This window comes from Streptomyces sp. NBC_00287 (assembly GCF_036173105.1).
Lineage (GTDB): Bacteria > Actinomycetota > Actinomycetes > Streptomycetales > Streptomycetaceae > Streptomyces.
On sequence record NZ_CP108053.1, the window covers coordinates 7696353 to 7717737 of the forward strand.

The window sequence follows — 21385 nt, forward strand, 5'->3', positions numbered from 1 at the left end:
CCTGGCCGGGCCCGCTCGCGACGCGTAACGTGACAGGGCATGAAGATCCTCATCAGCGCCGACATGGAGGGCGCCACGGGGGTGACCTGGCCGGCCGACGTGCTGCCGGGCACCGCGCAGTGGGAGCGCTGCCGCTCGATGTTCACCTCGGACGTCAACGCCGCCGTCCTGGGCTTCTACGACGGTGGCGCCGACGAGGTCCTGATCAACGAGGCGCACTGGACCATGCGCAACCTCCTGCTCGAAAAGCTCGACGAACGGGCCGAGATGCTCACCGGGCGGCACAAGTCCCTGTCCATGGTGGAGGGTGTGCAGCACGGCGACGTCGACGGCATCGCCTTCATCGGCTACCACGCGGGCGCCGGCATGGAGGGCGTCCTCGCCCACACCTACCTCGCCAACTCCATCACCGGGGTGTGGCTCAACGACGTACGGGCGAGCGAGGGGCTGCTCAACGCCCATGTGGTCGCCGAGTACGGGGTACCGGTCGTGCTGGTCACCGGCGACGACCTGGCCTGCGAGGACGCGCTCGGCTATGCGCCCGAGGCGCCCAAGGTCGCCGTCAAGGACCATGTCTCGCGGTACGCCGCCATCTGCCGTACGCCGAACCGGACCTTCGCCGACATCCGGGGCGCCGCCAAGGAGGCGGCGGCTCTGGCGGTCCGGCACGAGCCGGTCAGGGGCGGGCCGTTCACCGTCGCCGTGGAGTTCGACGCCGAGCATCTGTCGATGGCCGCGACCGTGGTGCCCGGTGTGGAGCGGATCGGGGAGCGGAAGGTGGCGTACACCAGCGGGACCATGTACGAGGGGATCCGGACCTTCAAGACGGTCACCACGATCGTCTCGGCTGCGGTGGAGGAGCAGTATGGCTGACCGGCAGGCACTGGACGAGGTCGTGACGTTCACGTCCGAGCTCATCCGGATCGACACCACCAACCGGGGCGGGGGTGACTGCCAGGAGCGGCCCGCCGCCGAGTACGCCGCCGCCCGGCTGGCGGAGGTGGGGCTCACGCCCACCCTGCTGGAGCGCACCAAGGGCCGTACCAACGTCGTCGCCCGCATCGAGGGCAGCGACCCCTCCGCGGACGCGCTGCTGCTGCACGGTCATCTGGACGTGGTGCCCGCCGAGGCTCGGGACTGGAGCGTGCACCCCTTCTCGGGGGAAATCCGTGACGGGGTCGTCTGGGGGCGCGGGGCCGTCGACATGAAGAACATGGACGCGATGATCCTCGCCGTCGCCCGCTTCTGGGCCCGCCAAGGAGTGAAGCCCCGGCGGGACATCGTGATCGCGTTCACCGCGGACGAGGAGGCGAGCGCCGAGGACGGGTCCGGCTTTCTCGCCGACCGGCATCCCGGGTTGTTCGAGGGCTGCACCGAGGGCGTCAGCGAGTCCGGGGCGTTCACCTTCCACGACGGCTCCGGACGGGAGCTGTACCCGATCGCGGCCGGTGAGCGGGGGACCGGCTGGCTGAAGCTCACCGCGCGGGGGCGGGCCGGGCACGGTTCCAAGGTCAACCGGGACAACGCGGTGACCCGCCTCGCCGCCGCCATCGCCCGGATCGGCGACCACGAGTGGCCGCTCAGACTGACCCCGACCGTGCGAGCCGCGCTCACCGAACTCGCCGCCGTGTACCGCGTCGCGCCCGACCTGGACGACGTGGACGGGCTGCTGAAGAAGCTCGGCCCGGCCGCCTCCCTGGTCGAGGCCACCGTCCGCAACAGCGCCAACCCGACCATGCTGGACGCCGGTTACAAGGTGAACGTCATCCCGGGGGAGGCCGTCGCCTACGTCGACGGACGCTATCTGCACGGCGCCGAGGAGGAGTTCCGCACGACCCTTGACCTGCTCACCGGACCTGACGTGGAGTGGGAGTTCCACCATCGGGAGGTGGCCCTCCAGGCGCCGGTGGACTCGCCGACGTTCGCGAAAATGCGGGCCGCCGTGGAGGAGTTCGCGCCGCAGGGGCATGTCGTGCCCTACTGCATGTCCGGCGGCACCGACGCCAAGCAGTTCTCGCGCCTCGGCATCACCGGGTACGGTTTCGCGCCGCTGAAGCTGCCCGAGGGCTTCGACTACCAGGCCCTCTTCCACGGCGTCGACGAACGCGTCCCGGTCGAGGCACTGCACTTCGGCGTCCGGGTCCTGGACCGCTTCCTGCGGACGGCCTAGGCGAGTTGGGGGAGAACGTGCACAAGCTGCCGTACGGTTCCTGGCCCTCGCCCATCGACGCGGCCCTCGCCGCCGCGCACGACGGGCACCCCGAGTACGTGGGCTTCGTCGGGGACGAGGTGTGGTGGACCGAGCCACGCCCGACCGAGGGCGGCCGGCGCACCCTGGTCCGCCGCCGCGCCGACGGCACCCAGGAGTCGGTGCTGCCGCCACCGTGGAACGTACGCAGCCGGGTCATCGAGTACGGCGGTCAGCCCTGGGCCGGGGCCGAAGTGGACGGCGAACCGCTGGTGGTGTTCGTCGACTTCGCCGACCAGCGGCTGTACCGGTACCGGCCCGGCGGCGAACCCCGCCCGCTCACCCCGCTCTCCCCGGTGGGCGGCGGACTGCGCTGGGCCGACCCGCAGTTGCTGCTCGACCGGGGTGAAGTGTGGTGCGTACTGGAGGAGTTCACCGGCGACGGGCCGACCGATGTGCGGCGCGTCCTGGCCGCCGTACCGCTGGACGGGTCGGGTGCCGCGGACCGGGACGCCGTGCGTGAACTCAGCGACGATGCCCATCGGTTCGTCACCGGGCCGCGGCTCTCGCCGGATGGGCGGCGTGCGGCCTGGCTGGCCTGGGACCATCCTCGGATGCCGTGGGACGGGACCGAGCTGCTCGTCGCGGACGTCGGAGCCGGACTGTCCGGCGCGCGGACCGTCGCGGGCGGGCCCGAGGAGTCGATCGCCCAGGCCGACTGGGCGCCCGACGGCTCCCTGCTGTACGCCGGCGACCGCACCGGCTGGTGGAACCTGTACCGCGACGGCACGCCCCTGTGTCCGCGCGAGGAGGAGTTCGGCGGACCGCTCTGGAAGCTCGGCCACCGCTGGTTCGCCCCGCTGGACAACGGCCTGATCGCCGTCGTGCACGGCCGGGGTGCCACCGCGCTCGGGATACTGGACCCCGAGACCGGCGAGCTCGTCGACGCGGCCGGCCCCTGGACCGAGTTCACGCCCACCCTCGCGGTGCACGGCGAGCGCGTGGTCGCCGTCGGCGCCAGCCCACGCAGCGCCCACGAGGTGGTCGAGCTGGACACCCGGACCGGCCGGGCCCGGGTGATCGGCGCCGCGCACGACGACCCGGTGGACCCCGCCTACTATCCCGAGCCCCAGATCCGCACGTTCACCGGACCGGCCGGACGCGAGATCCACGCGCACGTCTACCCGCCCCACAACCCCGGCTGCGTCGCCCCCGACGGCCGGCCCGCGCCGTACGTCGTGTGGGCGCACGGTGGTCCAACCGGGCGGGCGCCGCTCGTACTGGACCTGGAGATCGCCTACTTCACCTCGCGCGGCATCGGTGTCGCCGAGGTCAACTACGGCGGCTCCACCGGATACGGCCGGGAGTACCGCGACCGGCTGCGCGAGCAGTGGGGCCTGGTCGACGTCGAGGACTGCGCGGCCGTCGCGCTGGCCCTCGCCGAGGAGGGCACGGCCGACCGGGACCGGCTCGCGGTGCGCGGCGGCAGCGCGGGCGGCTGGACCGCGGCGGCCTCGCTCGCCACCACCGACGTCTACGCCTGCGGCACGATCATCTACCCCATCCTCGACCTCGCCGCCTGGGCGGACGGCGAGACCCACGACTTCGAGTCGCAGTATCTGGAGAGCCTGGTCGGGCCGCGCGAGGAGGTGCCCGGGCGGTACGCGGAGCGCTCGCCGACCGAGCATGCCGAGCGGATCACCGCGCCGTTCCTGCTTCTCCAAGGCCTCGACGATGTGATCTGCCCGCCCGCGCAGTGCGAACGGTTCCTGGCCCGGATGGCCGGGCGGCGGGTACGGCACGCGTACTTCGCCTTCGAGGGGGAGGGGCACGGCTTCCGGCGGGCGGAGACCATGGTGCGGGTGCTGGAGTCCGAGCTGTCCCTCTACGCTCAGGTGTTCGGGCTCAACCCGCCCGGCATCCCGACTCTGGAGCTCGCCAAGTGAAACCCCTCCTGCGCCCGTCCCGGCTCGCCCCCGGCGCCCGTGTCGCCGTCGTCGCGACCAGCGGGCCGGTGCCCGAGGAGCGGCTCGAGGCCGGGCTCGATGTGCTGCGCGGCTGGGACCTCGACCCGGTGGTGGCACCCCATGTGCTGGACCGGCACCCCGAGTTCGGCTATCTCGCCGGGACGGACGCCGACCGGGCCGGCGACCTCCAGAACGCCTGGTGCGACCCGTCCGTCGACGCCGTGCTGTGCGCCCGCGGCGGTTACGGCGTGCAGCGGATCGTCGACCTGCTCGACTGGGAGGCGATGCGCGCGGCCGGGCCGAAGGTGTTCGTGGGCTTCAGCGATGTCACCGCGCTCCACGAGGCGTTCGCCCAGCGGCTCGGCCTCGCCACGCTGCACGGGCCGATGGCGGCGGGCGTCGACTTCATCAAGAGTCCACGGGCCCAGGAACACCTGAGGGCCACGCTGTTCGCCCCGGAGACGGTCCGCGAGATCGCCTCCGGCGGGCGGGCCCTGGTGCCGGGGCGGGCGCGCGGCGTGACTCTGGGCGGCTGTCTGTGCCTGCTCGCCGCGGAGGTGGGTGCCCCGCACGCCCGGCCGTCCGCGCGAGGCGGGCTGCTGTGCCTGGAGGACGTGGGGGAGGAGACGTACCGCATCGACCGGTACCTCACCCAACTCCTGCGCGCGGGCTGGTTCGACGGGGTGCGCGGGGTGCTGCTGGGCTCCTGGCAGGAGTGCGATCCCTATGAGCGGCTGCGCCCTTTGCTCGTCGACCGGCTCGGCGGGCTCGGTGTCCCCGTGGTGGAGGAGTTCGGGTTCGGGCACTGTGCCGACGCGTTGACGGTCCCGTTCGGGGCCATGGCCGAACTGGACGCCGACGCAGGCACATTGACCCTGGAGGAGCCGGCGCTGCGCTGAACTCCGGTCAAGAAACACCCTTCACGGTGATTGACCTCCTCTGACACGTGTCACACCATGACTTCCGGCCGGTACTTACCGGTCGGTAAGTCGGGTTGTCCTCAGTGTGGAGGTCTCGTGTCCCGTCGTGTGCTCGGATCCTGCGTCCCCCTCGCTCTCCTGCTCGGCGCCACGCTCACCCACCCCGCCACCGCGACCACGCAATACACCGTCACCGCGCTGAAGTTCACCGTTCAGACCGGCGGCCGCAGCTGCACCGTCGACGCCGACCTGTACCGCCCCTCCGGTGCGGGTCGCGCGCCCGCCGTGCTCGCCACCAACGGCTTCGGCGGCAGCAAGAACGACGGCTCCACCGACGCCATCGGCAAGGCCTTCGCCGAGCGCGGCTATGTCTCGCTCGTCTACTCCGGGCTCGGCTTCGGCCGCTCCGGCTGTCTGATCTCGCTCGACGACCCGACGATCGACGGCATAGCGGCCTCGCAGCTCATCGACTTCCTCGGCGGCAAACGCTCCGCCGACGACGGGACCACCGCCGACTTCGTCACCCTCGACTCCGCGGGCGACCCGCGCGTCGGCATGATCGGCGGTTCCTACGGCGGCGCCATCCAGCTGGCCACGGCCGCCGTCGACCGGCGGGTGGACGCCCTGGTGCCGATGATCACCTGGAACGACCTGGCGTACTCCCTCGACCCCAACAACGCCGTCGGCGCGAGCCAGGTGCCCGGCGCCTTCAAGTGGCAGTGGACGAACGGCTTCTACCTCATCGGCGAGGGCCAGACGCTGCTCGAGGCCAGTCTGGACCCGTCCCGGTTCAACTCCCTGACCTGTCTGCACTTCGTGTCCAAGGCCTGCGACACGATCCGCACCCTCAACTCCGGCAGCTACCCCGCGGACCGCACGACCGAGCTGCTCTCCTACGCCCGAAGCGTCTCGCCGGTCTCCTATCTGAGCCGGGTCAAGGCACCCACCCTCCTCGTCCAGGGCCAGGCAGACAGCCTCTTCAACCTCAACGAGGCGACGGCGACGTACAAGGCGCTGAAGGCGCAGGGCACGCAGGTCAAGATGGTCTGGCAGAACTGGGGCCACAGCGGCGGCATGGTCGCGGGTGAACTCAACCTGGCCCAGGGCAACTTGGAGACCAGCTACGTCGGCCGGCGCATCCTCGCCTGGTTCGACCGCTACCTCGGGAAGAAGAGCGTCGACACGGGCCCCGCCTTCGCCTACTACCGCGACTGGATCACCGACCCGAACGGCACCTACGCCACCGCCGACCGCCTCCCCTCCCTCAGCCAGAAGCTCTACCTCTCCGGTGACGGCAAGCTCGTCGACAACCGGGCCAAGGTGGCGCGCGGCAGCCGTACCTACACCAACTGGCTGGTCCCCACCAGTCACTCCGAGAGCTCGCTGGCCGGCATGATCGGGCTGCCCGACCCGGCGCCGTACGACACCGAGGGCACCTACCTCGGCTGGACCAGTGAGCCGCTCGCCCGCACCACCGACGTGGTCGGCGCGCCCCGCGCCACACTGAAGGTGGTCTCGCCGAAGGCCGAGCGGACGCAAGGATCCGGCGACGCCGCCGACAAGCTCGTGCTCTTCGCCAAGCTCTACGACATCGCGCCCGACGGCAGCAAAACGCTCGTGCACCGGCTGGTGGCGCCGGTGCGGGTGCCCGATGTGACCAAGCCCTTCACGGTGACCCTGCCCGGGATCGTGCACCGGTACGAGAAGGGGCACCGGCTGCGGTTCGTGGTCGCGGCGAGTGACGACGCCTACTTCGGCAACCGGGGGATCAAGCCGGTGACCGTGGTGAGCGCGTCCGAGGACACCGGGGTGCTGCGGCTGCCGGTCGTCTGAGGCACCCGGGCCGCGCTCCTCACCGTGCGTTAGCGCGGCATCGGGCGCACCCTGGTGGTATGAGCCCGAAGACCTCCGAGAGCCGCGTCAAGACCGGTCGGAAGGACGGCGGGCGGTACCCGGCAATCACACCCGGGCGCATCGCCGTGCTGGTGCTGGCCGTCCTTGGCCTGATCTTCATATTCGAGAACACCCAGGACACCGAGATCCGCTTGCTGATCCCCCTGGTCACCATGCCCCTGTGGACGGCGCTGCTGGGCACCGCCCTCATCGGTGCGGTGTGCGGTGCCTATTTCATGAGCAGGCGGCGCCGGTAGGCGGCCGTAAGCTGGCGGGATGCCGCACCTCGCATCCCGCTATCTGGCCGAAAGCCCACGCGTGGGCATACGCCACTTCAGTCACGACGACGCCGCCGAGTTCACCGTCCGGGCCCGGGAGAGCAAGGAGCTCCACCAGCCCTGGCTCTTCCCGCCGGACACCGCTTCCGCCTATGCCGCCTACGCGGGGCGGCTGATCGAGGACCCGACCAAGGCGGGCTTCCTGGTGTGCGAGAAGGACGACGACGGCTCGATCGCCGGGTTCATCAACATCAACAACATCGTCCGGGGCGCCTTCCAGTGCGGCGCCCTCGGCTACGGCGCCTTCGCGCACGCCGCCGGGCGGGGGCTGATGCGGGAGGCGCTGGGACTCGTCGTGGACCACGCGTTCGGGCCGCTCGGGCTGCACCGGCTGGAGATCAATGTGCAGCCCGCCAACACCGCCTCGATCGCCCTGGCCGGTTCCTGCGGCTTTCGCCTGGAGGGCTTCTCGCCGGGCATGCTGCATATCGACGGGGCCTGGCGCGACCACGAACGCTGGGCGCTCACCGCCGAGATGCGCGCCCGCGCACCGCGTCAGGACTGACGGTCCACGTACTCGTACACCGCGCCGTCCGGATGCATCGCGATCAGGTTGCGGCCCGCCGGGGTGGGCACCGGACCCGCGATCACCCGGGCACCCAGCTCGACGAGCGTGTCCCGGGCCTCCTCGACGTCCTTCACGGCGATGGTCGCGGCGACCTTGCGCAGCACTTCCAGCTCCGCCTGCGGGCCGCTCATCAGCAGGAAGCAGCCCACCGCGGCCACCTGCACACCGCCGCGCTCGAAGCGCAGGGCCTTGCCGCCCGCGAGCCGTTCGTAGAACGGGACCGCGGCCTCCAGGTCGTCGACGCAGACACGCAGCGTGGCTCCCAGAATCTCCATGGGAACGAGCCTAGTTGGGGTGCGGCGGGCGCGGAGATCGTTTCGCTCGATCTCCACAGGGCCCGCGTTACGCGCACCCCGGCCGGGGTACCCGGCGGCCATGGAGCGCTTGGATCACCTAGAGCATCTGGACAAGCATCTGGTCGACGAGCTGGCGCAGGTGGCGCGCGAGACGATCCGCGACGAACTGCGCGAGCAGACCCGCAGGCAGCGCCGTACGGCGATGCTGTACGCCGCCTCCGGCACCGTCGCCCTGTACGCGGGCGCGGCCCTCGCGCTCGCCCTCGGCCTGGCCCTGGCCGTCGCCCTGCCCGACTGGGCGGCGGCGCTGATCACCGCGGCGATCCTCGGCGTGGTGGCGTATGTGCTGCGCGGCGCGGCCCGGCCCAAGCACGCCGTCTCGCCGCCGGAACACGTGGTCGGCGGCACCCCGCCGGGCGCCCCGCCGAGCGGGCTCGGCATGCCGTATCCGCCGATGCCGTCCGGCGCGCCCGGGGCCCCCGCGGAGCCCGAGACGCCGCCGCACCCCGACGACATCGACCCCGAGCAGCCGCACCACCGGGCGTGACGCGCGGTGGCCAGGCCATGGGAGGTCACCTTGTCGGGGCGGCGCAGGGCCGTCGTGGTCACCGGGGCCAGCGGCGGCGTCGGCCGGGCCACGGCGGTGGCCTTCGCCGCGCGCGGCGACCGGGTCGCCCTGCTGGCCCGGGGACGCGAGGGCCTCGCCGCTGCGGCGGACGAGGTGCAGCGGGCGGGCGGTGAGGCGCTCGTCGTCAGCGTCGACATGGCCGACGCCAAGGCCGTCGACGACGCGGCACAGCGGGTCGCCGACGCTCCCCCACTGCCTTAAAGGCGTGGGGGGACCCCCAGGACGGATCGATGTGTGGGTCAACAACGCCTTCGCCGGGATCTACGCTCCGTTCACCGAGATCACCCCGGACGAGTTCCGGCGCGTGACCGAAGTGACGTATCTGGGCTATGTGTTCGGCACCCGGGCCGCGCTGCACCACATGCTGCCGCGTGACCGGGGCACGATCGTGCAGGTCGGCTCCGCGCTGGCGTACCGGGGGATTCCGCTGCAGTCCGCGTACTGCGGGGCCAAGCACGCGATCCAGGGGTTCAACGAGTCGCTGCGGTGCGAGCTGCTCGGCGAGGGCAGCCGAGTCCGTACGACGATGGTGCAGCTGCCCGCGGTCAACACCCCGCAGTTCGACTGGGTGTTGAACCGGCTGCCGGGCCGCGCGCGTCCGGTCGCGCCGGTGTACCAGCCGGAGGTGGCGGCGCGGGCGATCGTGCACGCGGCGGGGCACGGGCGGCGCAGGGAGTACTGGGTGGGCGGTTCCACGGCGGCGACCCTGATCGCCAATGCGGTCGTCCCCGGGTTCCTGGACCGCTACTTGGCGCGCACCGCCTTCGAGGCACAGCAGGACGAGGGGGAGCAGTCGGGGCCGGGGAACCTCTGGACTCCGGCGGACGGACCGCACGGTCGGGACTTCGGGGCGCACGGGCGCTTCGACGAGGAGTCGCACGCGGGGAGTTCGCAGGAGTGGGTGTCCCGTAACCGCGGGAGGATGGGCCGCGCGCTCACGGTCGGCGCAGGGGTGCTGGCCGCACGCCGGCTGACCCGACTGGCGCGCCGCTAACCGATTCGGAACTCCTGCACCTCCTCCGCCCTGAGCGTCAGGCCGTGTCCGACGCCGCTGAGGGGGCGTACCGTGCCGCCCGTCGGGTCCAGGGCGCCGTCGAAGAACATGTCCTCCAGGCGGACATGGTCGTGGAACCACTCGATGTGGCGGAGGTTGGGGATCGCGGCGGCGGCGGCCGCGTGGGCGTGCGGAGCGCAGTGGGCCGAGACCTCCAGGCCGTGGGCCTGGGCCAGGGCTGCCGCGCGGAGGAACTCGGTCAGACCACCGCAGCGGGTGGCGTCGATCTGGAGGCAGTCGACCGCTCCGGCCGTGATCATCCGGGCGAAGTACGGGAGGTCGTAGCCGTATTCGCCCGCCGTCACGTCGCACACCAGCGCGTCGCGGACCAGGCGCAGGCCCGTCAGATCGTCGGACGACACCGGCTCCTCGAACCAGCCCACCTCGTGCTCGGCGAGGGCCCGGCCCACCCGGATCGCCTGTTTGCGGGTGTAGGCGCCATTGGCGTCGACGTACAACTCTGCCTCGGAACCGATCACTTGGCGTGCGGCATGGACCCGGGACAGATCGCGGGGCACCGCGCGGCCCCGGTCCTCGCCGATCTTCATCTTCACGCGCGGGATGTGCTGTCCGTGCACCCAGCCGTTCAACTGCGCGGCCAGATGGGTGTTGTGGTACGTCGTGAAGCCTCCGCTGCCGTACACCGGGACGCGTTCCCGGCAGGTGCCCAGCAGTCGGGCGAGGGGGAGTTCCAGCAGGCGCGCCTTCAGGTCCCACAGGGCGATGTCCAGTGCGGAGATCGCGCACGCGGTGACTCCGGGGCGGCCCGCGTTGCGGATCGCCCGGCACATCGCCTCGTGCGCGCCGGGGATGTCCAGGGCGTCCCGGCCCTCGACCAGAAGTGCGAGCCGCTCACGCAGGAAGTCGCCGACCGCGGCCGGGCCGTACGTCCAGCCGGTGCCGGTCGCGTCGCCCGCCGTCACCTCGACGATCACCACGGTCGTGGAGTCCCAGGCCAGCGTGCCGTCGGCCTCCGGGGCGTCCGTCGGCACGGTGTAGACCGACACGACGGGCCGGTGGAGTTTCATCGCTCACCCTGCTGGAGCTGCGGCAGCACCTTGGAGCGGTAGAAGTCGAAGAAACCGCGCTGGTCGGGGCCGATCTGATTGACGTAGACCCGGTCGAAACCCGCGTCGGCGAACTCCGCCAGCGCCGCCAGATGCTCGTCCACGTCGTCTCCGCACACCGAGCCCCCGCTCACCGTCTCCTCGGTGATCAGCGGCTCCAACTGCTCGAAGTGCTTGGGCGAGGGCAGGGTCTGGCCCATCTCACCGGGCAGGAACTGGTTGGACCACAGCCGGTGCACCGTCCGTACCGCCTCGTCGCGGTCGGTCCCGTAGCAGACCTTCGTCCCGCCGCTGACAGGCTTCGCGCCTCCGCCGCCCTTGCGGAACTGGGCCACCATGTCCTCGTCCGGGGCCATCGTGATGTACCCGTCGCCCACCCGGGCCGCGAGCGCCGTCGCCGCCGGGCCGAAGCCGGAGATGTCGATCGGGACGGGCTCGTCGGGGACCGTGTAGAGGCGGGCGTTCTCGACCCGGTAGTGCGTGCCGTAGTGGCTGACCTCCTCGCCGGAGAACAGCCGGCGCATCACCTGGATCGCCTCCTCCAGCATCTCCATGCGCACCCGCGCGGGTGGCCAGACATGGCCGAGGATGTGTTCGTTGAGGGCCTCGCCGGTGCCGACGCCGAGCCGGAAGCGGCCGTTCGACATCACCGCTGCGGTGGCCGCGGCCTGGGCGATCACCGCTGGATGGATCCGTACGGTCGGGCAGGTCACGGCCGTCTCGACGGGCAGCGAGACCGCCTCCGAGATCGCGCCGATCACCGACCACACGAACGGGCTCTCGCCCTGCGCGTCGTTCCACGGGTGGTAGTGGTCCGAAATCCACAGCGACTGGAACCCGGCCTGTTCCGCCATCCTCGCCTGCTCGACGAGATCGGCGGGCCGGAACTCCTCGCACGACAGGAAGTAGCCGTACTCGGGCATAGGGGGACACCTCCGGGACTGCCGCGTGGGCGGCGGGACGGATCGCGGTCCGGGTACCCGGCGGCGGCACCGGAAACCGGGCTGCCCGCGGTGACGTTTGGCCGTCCTGACCAGGGGGACGCGGAAGGCTCCCGAGGTACGCCAGAGCGCCGGAGGCCCACTGTGAGTCGACCCCGCATCGTGATCGTCGGCGCCGGATTCGCCGGGTATCGGACGGCCCGTGTGCTGTCCCGGCTCACCCGGCACCGTGCGCGGATCACCCTGCTGAACCCGACCGACTACTTCCTGTATCTGCCCCTGCTGCCCCAGGTCGCCGCCGGCATTCTCGAACCGCGCCGGGTGACCGTCTCGCTCTCCGGCACCCTGCCCGACGTACGGCTGGTGCTCGGGGAGGCGGACGCCGTCGACCTCGAAGGGCACACCGTGCACTACAGCGGGCCCGAGGGCGATCGCGGCACGCTCCCCTTCGACCGGCTGGTGGTGGCCGCCGGCAGCGTCAACAAGCTGCTGCCCGTCCCCGGCGTCGCCGAGCACGCGCACGGCTTCCGCGGACTGCCCGAGGCGCTGTATCTGCGCGACCATGTGACCCGGCAGCTGGAGCTGGCCGCCGCCGAGGACGATCCGAAGAGCTGCTCGGCGCGCTGTACGTTCGTCGTGGTCGGCGCCGGATACACCGGCACCGAGGTCGCCGCCCAGGGACAGCTCTTCACCGAGGCCCAGACCCGGCGCCACCCCCTCACACCCCGCTGGCTGCTGCTCGACATCGCCGACCGGGTCCTGCCCGAACTGGACGAACGGCTCTCCCGCACCGCCGACAAGGTGCTCCGCGAGCGGGGCGTCGACGTCAGGACGGGCACCTCGGTGAAGGAGGCCACGCACGGCGGAGTGCTGCTGAGCGACGGCGAGTTCATCGACACCCGCACGCTGGTGTGGTGCGTGGGCGTACGGCCCGACCCGCTCGTCGAGTCGCTCGACCTGCCCATGGAGCGCGGCCGGCTGCTGGTCGACCCGCACCTCCAAGTGCCCGGCCGCCCCGAGCTGTTCGCCTGCGGAGACGCGGCGGCCGTACCGGATCTGGAGAAGCCCGGCTCGTACACCCCGATGACCGCACAGCACGCCTGGCGGCAGGGCAAGGTCGCCGCCCGCAATGTGGCCGCCTCGCTCGGGATCGGGGAACGCCGTGCCTACCGCCACCGCGATATGGGCTTCGCCGTCGACCTCGGCGGAGTGAAGGCCGCCGCCAACCCGCTCGGCCTGCCCCTGTCCGGCGTGGCCGCCGGTGCGGTCACCCGCGGCTACCACCTCGCGGCGATGCCCGGCAACCGCGTCCGCGTCGCCGCCGATTGGCTCCTGGACGCCGTACTCCCGCGCCAGGCCGTCCAGTTGGGGCTCGTGCGGTCGTGGTCGGTGCCGTTGGACACGGCGTCGCCGGAGCTGGCACGGGTGCCGGGGAGCCTGGAGAAACCGGAGAAACCGGTGGAGGACCAGATGAACGAGCCTGCCAAGAACCAGCCCGGCGGCGAGCCCGCGAAGAACCAGCCCGGCGGCGAACCGGCGAAGAACCAGCCCGGCGGCGAACCGGCGAAGAACCAGCCCGGTGGCGAACCGGCCAAGAACCAGCCCGGTGGGGAACACACCGAGCCCCCAGGCCCCGTCAAGCGCGAAGACATCCCGCCCGACCCGCGTCCCGACAGCTCCGCGGAAGGAGACTCATGAACACCGCCGAACTCGTCGAACTGGGGCAGCAGTTGCGGGTGGACAGCGTGCGCGCCTCCGACGCCGCGGGGTCGGGGCATCCGACCTCGTCGATGTCCGCCGCCGACCTGATGGCCGTACTCCTCGCGAACCACTTCCGTTACGACTTCGACCGCCCCGCCCACCCCGGCAACGACCGCTTCGTGCTGTCCAAGGGACACGCCTCGCCCCTGCTGTACTCCGCCTTCAAGGCGGCCGGTGTCGTCGAGGACGCCGAACTGCTCACCTTCCGCAAGCTGGGCAGCGCCCTGGAGGGGCATCCCACGCCGCGGCGGCTGGAGTGGGTCGAGACGGCCACCGGGTCCCTCGGACAGGGGCTGCCGGTCGGCGTCGGGATCGCGCTCGCGGGCAAGCGGCTCGACCGTAGCGGCTACCGGGTGTGGGTGCTGTGCGGGGACAGCGAGCTGGCCGAGGGCTCCGTGTGGGAGGCCGCCGAGCACGCGTCGTACGAGCATCTCGACAACCTCACCGCCGTCATCGACGTCAACCGGCTCGGCCAGCGCGGCCCCACCCGGCACGGCCATGACCTCGACGCCTACGCACGCCGCTTCCAGGCCTTCGGCTGGCACACGGTCGAGATCGACGGACATGACGTCGACGCGATCGACCGCGCCTACGGCGAGGCCAGGTCCACCACCGGACAGCCCACCGCGATCCTCGCCCGCACCCTCAAGGGCAAGGGCGTCGAGTCCGTCCAGGACCGCGAGGGCCTGCACGGCAAGCCGCTGAAGGACGCCGACGAGGCCGTCGCCGAACTCGGCGGCCGACGCGACAACGTGATCCGGGTGCACGAACCGCCCGCCGCCCGCATGCTGCACTCCGTACGCACCGGCCACTTCGAACTGCCCAGGTTCGACAAGGGAGACGAAGTACCGACGCGGGACGCCTACGGCAAGGCTCTCACCGCGCTCGGCTCCGGACGCGGCGATGTCGTCGCCCTGGACGGCGAGGTCGGCGACTCCACCCGCGCGGAACTGTTCGCCAAGGAACACCCCGACCGCTACTTCGAGTGCTACATCGCCGAGCAGCAGATGGTCGCCGCCGCGGTGGGACTCGCCGCGCGCGGCTGGGTGCCGTACGCCGCCACCTTCGCGGCCTTCCTCACGCGGGCGTACGACTTCGTCCGCATGGCCTCGATCAGCGGCTCCGGGATCAATCTCGTCGGCTCCCACGCGGGCGTCGCGATCGGCCAGGACGGGCCCTCGCAGATGGGCCTGGAGGATCTGGCGATGATGCGTGCGGTGTACGGCTCGACCGTCCTGTACCCGTGCGACGCCAACCAGACCGCCCGGCTCGTCGCCTCGATGGCCGGGCTCGAGGGCATCCGCTATCTGCGCACCTCGCGCGGTGCGAGCCCGGTGATCTACGGCCCCGACGAGGAGTTCCCGATCGGCGGCAGCAAGGTGCTGCGCGCCTCGGCCGCGGACCGGATGACCCTCGTCGCCGCGGGCGTCACCGTGCACGAGGCGCTGGCCGCCGCCGACGCGCTGGAGCGCGAGGGCATCGCCGCCCGGGTGATCGACCTGTACTCGGTCAAGCCCGTCGACCGGATCAACCTGCGCCGGGCCGCCGAGGAGACCGGCTGTCTGATCACGGTGGAGGACCACCACGAGGAGGGCGGCCTCGGCGACGCCGTCCTGGACGCCTTCCTCGACGGCCGCCCGGTGCCCCGGCTGGTGCGGCTCGCGGTCCGTACGATGCCCGGCTCGGCCTCCTCCGACGAGCAGTTGCACTCCGCGGGCATCGACGCCGAGTCGATCGCGGCGGCCGGCCGGCTGCTGGTCGCGGAGGCGATCGTGCCATGAGCGGAGACGACGACGTACGGACCGTGCGGGCCGGGCGGCGCACGGTCGAGGTGCACCGCTCCCAGAAGGTGCTCTTCCCCGGCGACGGCGGCACCAAGGAGTACACCAAGGGCGACCTGGTCGACTACTACCGGTCCGTCGCCCCCTTCATGCTGCCGCATCTGCGCGGCCGCCCCCTGATGCTGGAACGGCACCCGGACGGGCTCGGCGGGCCCAAGTTCATGCAGAAGAACACCCCCGACAGCTATCCCGACTGGGTCACCCGCGTGGAGGTGCCCAAGGAGGGCGGCACGGTCTGTCACACCGTATGCGACGACACCGCCACCCTCGTCCTCCTCGCCGACCAGGCCTCCCTCACCCTGCACCGCTGGCTCTCCCGCGTCGGCCGTCTCGACCGGCCCGACCGGATGGTCTTCGACCTGGACCCGGCCGAGGAGGACTTCGGGCAGGTGCGCGAGGCGGCCTGGCTGCTGGGCGAGCTGCTGGACGAACTGCAGCTGCCCTCGGCCCTGATGACGACCGGCTCACGCGGACTTCATGTGATCGTCCCGCTGAACGGCCATCACGACTTCGACGAGGTACGGGAGTTCGCCCGCGACGTCGCCGACGCCCTCGCCGCCGCCCACCCGGCCCGGCTCACCACCGCGGCCCGCAAGAAGGACCGCGGCGACCGCCTCTATCTCGACGTCCAGCGCAACGCCTACGCGCAGACCGCCGTCGTGCCCTTCACGGTCCGTGCCCGGCCCGGCGCCCCCGTGGCCGTCCCCATCGACTGGACCGAACTGGACGACCCGGATGTGGACGCCCGGCGATGGACCATCGTCGACGCCGTGGACCAGGCCCGCACCAACCCCTGGGCCGGGTTGCTGAGCCGGGGCCGCGCCCTCGGACCCGCCCGGCGCAGGCTCAACGCCCTCGATGGCAAGGGCACATAAAGTCACGGGTTTGGCCAACTCCCCTCGGGCCACTCGGCGTTCGAGGGGGACCATGACTGATTCACACCACACACACAAGAAATCCCAACAGGAGACGGGCGGATCCCAGAGCGAGCCGACCCCGATGGAAGTACTGCGCCAAGCGCGCGCCCAGCTCGCCGAACTCACCGGCATGACCGCCGAGACGGTCTCGTTCTTCGAACAGACCGAGAACGGCTGGACGTTGGAGATCGAGGTCCTGGAACTGGCCCGGGTGCCCGACACGATGAGCCTGCTGGCCGGCTACCAGGTCGACCTCGACCGGCAAGGACAGCTCACCGGCTACCGGCGTGTCCGCCGCTACGAACGCGGGCGATCCGACGCCCACAGGCCCGGCGGCCGCTAGGTCATCCGCCCAACTCACCATCCAGACAAGGAGGAACGGTCGGCATGACCGTTGTCCCGGCACAACAGACCGGCGGATCGGGCGGCACCAGCGGCCTGTACGACGTCCTGGAGCTCGTCCTCGACCGGGGGCTCGTCATCGACGCGTTCGTACGTGTCTCCCTGGTCGGCATCGAGATCCTCAAGATCGACGTCCGGGTCGTCGTCGCCAGCGTCGACACCTATCTCCGCTTCGCCGAAGCCTGCAACCGGCTCGACCTGGAGGCCGGTCCGCGCAAGAGCCCGGGCCTGCCCGATGTGGTCGGCCAGATCACCGAGTCCGGCGCCCGCGGCAAGTCCAAGGGGGCGCTGTCCGGCGCCGCGCAGACCGTGTCCGACGCCTTCCGGCAGGCCCGCGAGGAGGGCGAGGCCGAACCCAGGCCGCGCGCCCGCAAGTCCACCGCGGCGCGTAGGAAGGAGGAGCAGGAGTGAGCACGTATGTGTACGGCATCACCGCGAGCTCGCATCCCGCACTCCCCAAGGACATGACCGGCGTGGGCGAACCGCCGCGCCCGGTACGGGTGCTGACGCAGGGCGACCTGGCCGCCCTGGTCAGCGAGGCGCCCGAGGGGCTGCGCCCCAAGCGCCGGGACCTGCTCGCTCACCAGAACGTCCTCGCCGAGACCGGCGCCGCCGGTTGTGTGCTGCCCATGCGGTTCGGCAGCGTCGCCCCCGACGACGACTCCGTCACCGGCGTTCTCGCCGAGCGTGCGGAGCACTACAAGGAACGGCTGCGGGCGCTGGACGGCACGGTCGAGTACAACGTCAAGGCCACGCACGACGAAGAGGCCGTACTGCACCGCGTGATGTCGCAGAGCCCGGAGATCCGCGCCCTGACCGAGAGCAACCGGCAGGCGGGCGGCGGCAGTTACGAGCAGAAGCTGCAGCTCGGCGAGATGGTGGTGGCCGCCGTCAAGGCCCGCGAGGCCGAGGATGCCGTCGAGGTCCTGCATGCCCTGGAACCCGAGGCGGCGGCGGTGAGTGTGGGCCCCGAGTCCACCGGCTGGCTCGTCAATGTCTCCTTCCTGGTGAACCGGGACACCGCCGAGGTGTTCCTGGCTGCCGTCGACGGACTCCGCAAGAGCCGGCCGCACCTGGAGCTGCGCGTCAACGGCCCGCTGCCGCCGTACAGCTTCGTCGAGCCCGGCACCAAGGAGTGAGGGCGTGGGGCTGGTCGGCGAAGTGCTGCTGCTGCCGTTCGCCCCGGTGCGCGGCAGCGCGTGGGTGATCGGACAGGTGCTGCACGAAGCCGAGCGCATCTACTACGACCCCGCCACGGTGCGGGGCGAACTAGCCCGTCTGGAAGAGCAGTTGGAGACGGGAGAGATCGACGAGGAGGAGTTCGACCGCCGTGAGGACGAACTCCTCGACAGGCTGGAGACGCCACGATGAACAGAGCGGGACTGGGCCTCGCCGTAGGGGCCGGATACCTCCTCGGAAGGACGAGGAAGCTGAAACTGGCGTTCGCCGTCGGCACGCTCGTGGCCGGCAAGCGCCTGCACCTGAGCCCGCGGACGCTCGCGGACCTGGCCTCCCGGCAACTGCTGGAGAACCCGCAGTTCAAGGAGATCGGGGACCAGTTGCGCGAGGACCTGCGCGGAGTCGGCAAGGCCGCCACCGGTGCGATGGTCGAGCGGCAGCTGGACGCGTTCGCGGACCGTCTGCACGGGCGTACCGCCGAGGTGCGTGACCGGCTGGCGGGCGTGGTGCCGGAAGCCGGTTACGAGGAGTACGAGGAGGAGTACGCGAACGAGGCCGAGGCCGAGGAGTACGACGAGGACGAGGCGGCGGGGTACGACGCGGACGAGGCCGACGAGGAGGCCGCCGAGCCGGAGCGCCGGGCACCGCGGAAGAAGGCGGCGCCCGCGAAGAAGGCGGCGGCGAAGAAGGCGGCCCCGGTGAAGAAGGCGGCGAAGAAGGCGGCTCCCGCCAAGAAGAAGGCACCGGCCGCCAGGACCGCGTCCGGAGGAAAGAAGGCCGCCCGCAAGGCCGTGACCAAGAAGGCGACAGCCGCCCGCAGCGCCCGCTCCCGTCTCCCGAAGGGCGGTGACGGGCGATGACCGAGAACCTCGGACCCGCGAGTTCCCTGGCCCGCAGCGAGGCCGGTGAACGGCTCAAGGCGGAGCTTCAGGAGTATCTCGCCGTACAGGCCCAGCGCCTGCTGATCGGCGCCGGACGCAAGCTCGGCGAGACCACGCTGAAACTGAACGACATCGCCGAGGGCAAGAGCCCGGGCTTCGCCCGCCTCGCCCTCGACGGCGGCCGCAAGCTCGCGGAGGGCAAGGGGCCGCTGCGCAGCGCCCTGGAGATCGGCGCCTCACGCGCCAAGGAGAACGTGACCGAGGCGCTGCGCAACCTCGGCGGCAAGGGCGGGCGCAAGGGCGGGGCGGGCAAGAAGCCCACCGTCGTCATCGAGTACGCCGATGTCGGCGTACCGCTGCGCACCGCGTACGACCAGTGGACCCAGTACCAGGACTTCAGCTCCTTCGCCAAGGGCGTGCAGAGCGCGAACCGCGCCGACGACACCACCTCCGACTGGCGGCTGAAGATCTTCTGGTCCAGCCGCAGCTGGAAGGCACACACCACCGAACAGGTGCCGGACGACCGGATCGCCTGGACCTCGGAGGGCGCCAAGGGCACCACGAAGGGCGTCGTGTCCTTCCACCGGCTCGCCGACAACCTCACCCGCGTGCTGCTGGTGATCGAGTACTACCCCAAGGGGCTGTTCGAGAAGACCGGCAACCTCTGGCGCGCCCAGGGCCGCCGGGCCCGTCTGGACCTCAAGAACTACGTCCGGTACGTCACGCTGAAGGGCGAGGCCGAGGAGGGCTGGCGCGGCGAGATCCGTGACGGTGAGGTCGTCGTCAGCCACGGGGACGCGGTCGCCGAGGAGGAGGACGAGGCGGAGGACCGCTACGAGGACGACAATGAGGAAGAGGCGGAGGAAGAAGAACCGGAGGAAGAAGAGGCGGAGAACGAGTACGAGAGCGAACCGGAGGACGCGTATGCCGACACCGGGAGCCGCCGATGACGACCCCCGGCCGGCTCCCCGAGCCCTACGGTCAGGGTGGCGGCGCCAACCTCGCCGACATCCTGGAGCGCGTCCTCGACAAGGGCGTGATCATCGCGGGTGACATCCGGATCAACCTTCTCGACATCGAACTGCTCACCGTCAAACTGCGTCTGATCGTCGCCTCCGTCGACAAGGCGCGGGAGATGGGCATCGACTGGTGGGAGGACGATCCGGCGCTGTCCTCGCGGGCCCGGCGCGACGAACTCGCCCGGGAGAACGCCGAGTTGCGCGAGCGGCTGGCCCAACTGGAGCCCGGCCGCGCACAGGAGGAGGCCTGATGCCCGGACTGCGCTATGTGTACGCCGTCTGCCGCCCCTTCCGGTCGGCCCTCCAGTCCCAGCTCACCGGGGTCGGCGGACAGCCGCCTCGGCAGTTGACGCACCACGGTCTGATCGCCGTCTACAGCGTCGTACCGGAACGGGACTTCGCCGAGGAGCCGCTGCGCGCCCATCTGGAGGACCTGGACTGGCTCACCGCGACGGCCAGGGCCCACCAGGGCGTCATCGACGCGCTCACCGTCGTCACCACCCCCCTCCCGCTGCGGCTCGCCACCGTCTTCCGCGACGACAGCGCCCTGCGCACGATGATGGAGTCCCGCGAGGAGTACTTCCTGCGCACCCTCGACCGGCTGCAGGGCCGGGTGGAATGGGGCGTGAAGGTCTACGTCGAACCCCCACCCGAGGAGACCGAGCCCCCCGCCGGAAAACCCGCGTCGGGCCGGGACTATCTGCGCCGCCGGCGCCTGCGCGCCCGCAATCATGAGCACACCTGGCAGGAGGCGACGGAATTCGCGGGACGCCTGCATGCGACGCTTTCCTCCTACGCGGAGGATTCCCGGCTGCACAATCCGCAGAGCTCGGCGCTTTCCGGTGCAGCGGGGCAGAACGTGCTCAACGCCGCCTATCTCGTGCCGCGCGGCGATTCCGAGGAATTCGTGGAACTGGTGGACCGCACGAAGGACGAGGCCCAGGGAATGCGCGTGGAACTCACCGGCCCCTGGGCGGCCTACTCCTTCACCGGCGAGGACACGGACGAGGACACGGACGAGGACACGGACGAGGAGACGGGGGACAAGGGCCCGTGACCGTCATAGAACGCCGCGAGGTCGCCCTGGTGGACCTCCTGGACCGGCTGCTGGCCGGCGGGGTCGTCATCACCGGCGACATCACTTTGCGCATCGCAGACGTCGACCTCGTCCGCATCGACCTCAATGCGCTGATCAGCTCCGTGAACGCGAATGTCCCCTCGCCCTTCGGGGAGCCGATGTGAGCGCACGCAACCGGCTCGACCTCGACCCCGACACCGTGGAACGCGATCTCGTCAAGCTGGTCCTCACCGTGGTGGAACTGCTGCGCCAGCTCATGGAGCGCCAGGCGCTGCGCCGCTGCGACGAGGGCGGTCTCAGTGAGGAGCAGGAGGAGCGGATCGGGCTCACGCTGATGCTGCTCGACGAGCGGATGACCGAGTTGCGCGAGCGGTACGGACTGCGGCCCGAGGACCTCAATCTGGACCTCGGGCCGCTCGGACCGCTGCTGCCCCGGGACTGACATTC

24 protein-coding genes and 1 pseudogene are annotated in these 21385 nt (G+C 71.3%); 22 read left to right on the forward strand and 3 right to left on the reverse strand.

The genetic code is table 11. The annotated features are described in order from the left end of the window. Positions 1 to 39 precede the first annotated feature (39 nt). The 7 genes from OHT76_RS34900 to OHT76_RS34930 are packed head-to-tail and all read left to right on the forward strand — an operon-like array spanning position 40 to position 7811. Entirely contained in the window at positions 40 to 873 is an 834-nt protein-coding gene (locus tag OHT76_RS34900) for a M55 family metallopeptidase (protein ID WP_328874849.1), read from the forward strand. After that, positions 866 to 2170, forward strand: a complete 1305-nt coding sequence (locus OHT76_RS34905; protein WP_328874850.1) for a M20/M25/M40 family metallo-hydrolase — start codon at positions 866 to 868, stop codon at positions 2168 to 2170. The genes OHT76_RS34900 and OHT76_RS34905 overlap by 8 nt, the downstream gene beginning before the upstream one ends. 5 nt (positions 2171 to 2175) lie before the next feature. Further along, positions 2176 to 4134 (forward strand): prolyl oligopeptidase family serine peptidase, encoded by a 1959-nt coding sequence (locus tag OHT76_RS34910; RefSeq protein WP_328874851.1) that lies wholly within the window; start codon positions 2176 to 2178, stop codon positions 4132 to 4134. Continuing rightward, positions 4131 to 5054 (forward strand): S66 peptidase family protein, encoded by a 924-nt coding sequence (locus OHT76_RS34915; protein WP_328874852.1) that lies wholly within the window; start codon positions 4131 to 4133, stop codon positions 5052 to 5054. The genes OHT76_RS34910 and OHT76_RS34915 overlap by 4 nt, the downstream gene beginning before the upstream one ends. 57 nt (positions 5055 to 5111) lie before the next feature. Then, positions 5112 to 6908 (forward strand): CocE/NonD family hydrolase, encoded by a 1797-nt coding sequence (locus OHT76_RS34920; protein ID WP_443049870.1) that lies wholly within the window; start codon positions 5112 to 5114, stop codon positions 6906 to 6908. Positions 6909 to 6967: 59 nt separating this feature from the next. Beyond that, complete coding sequence (locus tag OHT76_RS34925) at positions 6968 to 7225, forward strand: LapA family protein (protein ID WP_328874853.1); 258 nt, start codon at positions 6968 to 6970, stop codon at positions 7223 to 7225. A gap of 19 nt (positions 7226 to 7244) precedes the next feature. Continuing rightward, positions 7245 to 7811 (forward strand): GNAT family N-acetyltransferase, encoded by a 567-nt coding sequence (locus OHT76_RS34930; RefSeq protein ID WP_328874854.1) that lies wholly within the window; start codon positions 7245 to 7247, stop codon positions 7809 to 7811. On the opposite strand, the gene OHT76_RS34935 is transcribed toward OHT76_RS34930, so the two are convergent. Further along, positions 7802 to 8149: a VOC family protein gene (locus OHT76_RS34935; protein ID WP_328874855.1), complete on the reverse strand. Its 348-nt coding sequence runs from the start codon at positions 8147 to 8149 to the stop codon at positions 7802 to 7804. The genes OHT76_RS34930 and OHT76_RS34935 overlap by 10 nt on opposite strands. Positions 8150 to 8249: 100 nt before the next feature. Between OHT76_RS34935 and OHT76_RS34940 the strand changes: the two genes are divergently transcribed. Then, entirely contained in the window at positions 8250 to 8717 is a 468-nt protein-coding gene (locus tag OHT76_RS34940; RefSeq protein WP_328874856.1) for a phage holin family protein, read from the forward strand. Positions 8718 to 8723: 6 nt separating this feature from the next. Then, a pseudogene (locus tag OHT76_RS34945) lies at positions 8724 to 9792 on the forward strand (SDR family oxidoreductase). Here OHT76_RS34945 and OHT76_RS34950 read toward each other — a convergent pair. Next, complete coding sequence (locus tag OHT76_RS34950) at positions 9789 to 10880, reverse strand: enolase C-terminal domain-like protein (protein WP_328874857.1); 1092 nt, start codon at positions 10878 to 10880, stop codon at positions 9789 to 9791. The pseudogene OHT76_RS34945 and the gene OHT76_RS34950 sit on opposite strands and share 4 nt — an antisense overlap. Next, positions 10877 to 11842 (reverse strand): TIGR03557 family F420-dependent LLM class oxidoreductase, encoded by a 966-nt coding sequence (locus tag OHT76_RS34955; protein ID WP_328874858.1) that lies wholly within the window; start codon positions 11840 to 11842, stop codon positions 10877 to 10879. The genes OHT76_RS34950 and OHT76_RS34955 overlap by 4 nt, the downstream gene beginning before the upstream one ends. A 162-nt stretch (positions 11843 to 12004) precedes the next feature. Here OHT76_RS34955 and OHT76_RS34960 point away from each other — a divergent pair, with 162 nt between their 5' ends. The 13 genes from OHT76_RS34960 to OHT76_RS35020 are packed head-to-tail and all read left to right on the forward strand — an operon-like array spanning position 12005 to position 21380. Continuing rightward, entirely contained in the window at positions 12005 to 13558 is a 1554-nt protein-coding gene (locus tag OHT76_RS34960; RefSeq protein WP_328874859.1) for an NAD(P)/FAD-dependent oxidoreductase, read from the forward strand. Next, entirely contained in the window at positions 13555 to 15402 is a 1848-nt protein-coding gene (locus OHT76_RS34965) for a transketolase (RefSeq protein ID WP_328874860.1), read from the forward strand. Before OHT76_RS34960 ends, OHT76_RS34965 begins: the two co-directional genes overlap by 4 nt. Next, positions 15399 to 16337, forward strand: a complete 939-nt coding sequence (ligD, locus tag OHT76_RS34970; RefSeq protein ID WP_328874861.1) for a non-homologous end-joining DNA ligase — start codon at positions 15399 to 15401, stop codon at positions 16335 to 16337. Before OHT76_RS34965 ends, ligD begins: the two co-directional genes overlap by 4 nt. A 52-nt stretch (positions 16338 to 16389) precedes the next feature. Continuing rightward, complete coding sequence (locus OHT76_RS34975) at positions 16390 to 16722, forward strand: gas vesicle protein GvpO (RefSeq protein WP_328874862.1); 333 nt, start codon at positions 16390 to 16392, stop codon at positions 16720 to 16722. A 44-nt stretch (positions 16723 to 16766) separates the two neighbouring features. Then, the gene (locus tag OHT76_RS34980; protein ID WP_328874863.1) at positions 16767 to 17192 is read left to right on the forward strand and encodes a gas vesicle structural protein GvpA; all 426 of its coding nucleotides are present in this window, start codon (positions 16767 to 16769) and stop codon (positions 17190 to 17192) included. Beyond that, the gene (locus OHT76_RS34985) at positions 17189 to 17920 is read left to right on the forward strand and encodes a GvpL/GvpF family gas vesicle protein (protein ID WP_328874864.1); all 732 of its coding nucleotides are present in this window, start codon (positions 17189 to 17191) and stop codon (positions 17918 to 17920) included. Before OHT76_RS34980 ends, OHT76_RS34985 begins: the two co-directional genes overlap by 4 nt. A 4-nt stretch (positions 17921 to 17924) precedes the next feature. Further along, positions 17925 to 18152: a gas vesicle protein GvpG gene (locus OHT76_RS34990; RefSeq protein WP_328874865.1), complete on the forward strand. Its 228-nt coding sequence runs from the start codon at positions 17925 to 17927 to the stop codon at positions 18150 to 18152. Continuing rightward, the gene (locus OHT76_RS34995) at positions 18149 to 18820 is read left to right on the forward strand and encodes a DNA primase (protein ID WP_328874866.1); all 672 of its coding nucleotides are present in this window, start codon (positions 18149 to 18151) and stop codon (positions 18818 to 18820) included. Before OHT76_RS34990 ends, OHT76_RS34995 begins: the two co-directional genes overlap by 4 nt. Next, positions 18817 to 19791, forward strand: a complete 975-nt coding sequence (locus OHT76_RS35000; protein ID WP_328874867.1) for an SRPBCC family protein — start codon at positions 18817 to 18819, stop codon at positions 19789 to 19791. Before OHT76_RS34995 ends, OHT76_RS35000 begins: the two co-directional genes overlap by 4 nt. Beyond that, positions 19788 to 20111, forward strand: a complete 324-nt coding sequence (locus OHT76_RS35005) for a gas vesicle protein (protein ID WP_328874868.1) — start codon at positions 19788 to 19790, stop codon at positions 20109 to 20111. Before OHT76_RS35000 ends, OHT76_RS35005 begins: the two co-directional genes overlap by 4 nt. Beyond that, a complete protein-coding gene (locus OHT76_RS35010) occupies positions 20111 to 20917 on the forward strand; it encodes a GvpL/GvpF family gas vesicle protein (protein ID WP_328874869.1) in 807 nt (268 codons plus the stop codon). The genes OHT76_RS35005 and OHT76_RS35010 overlap by 1 nt, the downstream gene beginning before the upstream one ends. Continuing rightward, positions 20914 to 21102: a gas vesicle protein gene (locus tag OHT76_RS35015; protein WP_328874870.1), complete on the forward strand. Its 189-nt coding sequence runs from the start codon at positions 20914 to 20916 to the stop codon at positions 21100 to 21102. The genes OHT76_RS35010 and OHT76_RS35015 overlap by 4 nt, the downstream gene beginning before the upstream one ends. After that, positions 21099 to 21380: a gas vesicle protein K gene (locus OHT76_RS35020; RefSeq protein WP_328874871.1), complete on the forward strand. Its 282-nt coding sequence runs from the start codon at positions 21099 to 21101 to the stop codon at positions 21378 to 21380. Before OHT76_RS35015 ends, OHT76_RS35020 begins: the two co-directional genes overlap by 4 nt. The last annotated feature ends 5 nt before the right edge of the window (positions 21381 to 21385 follow it).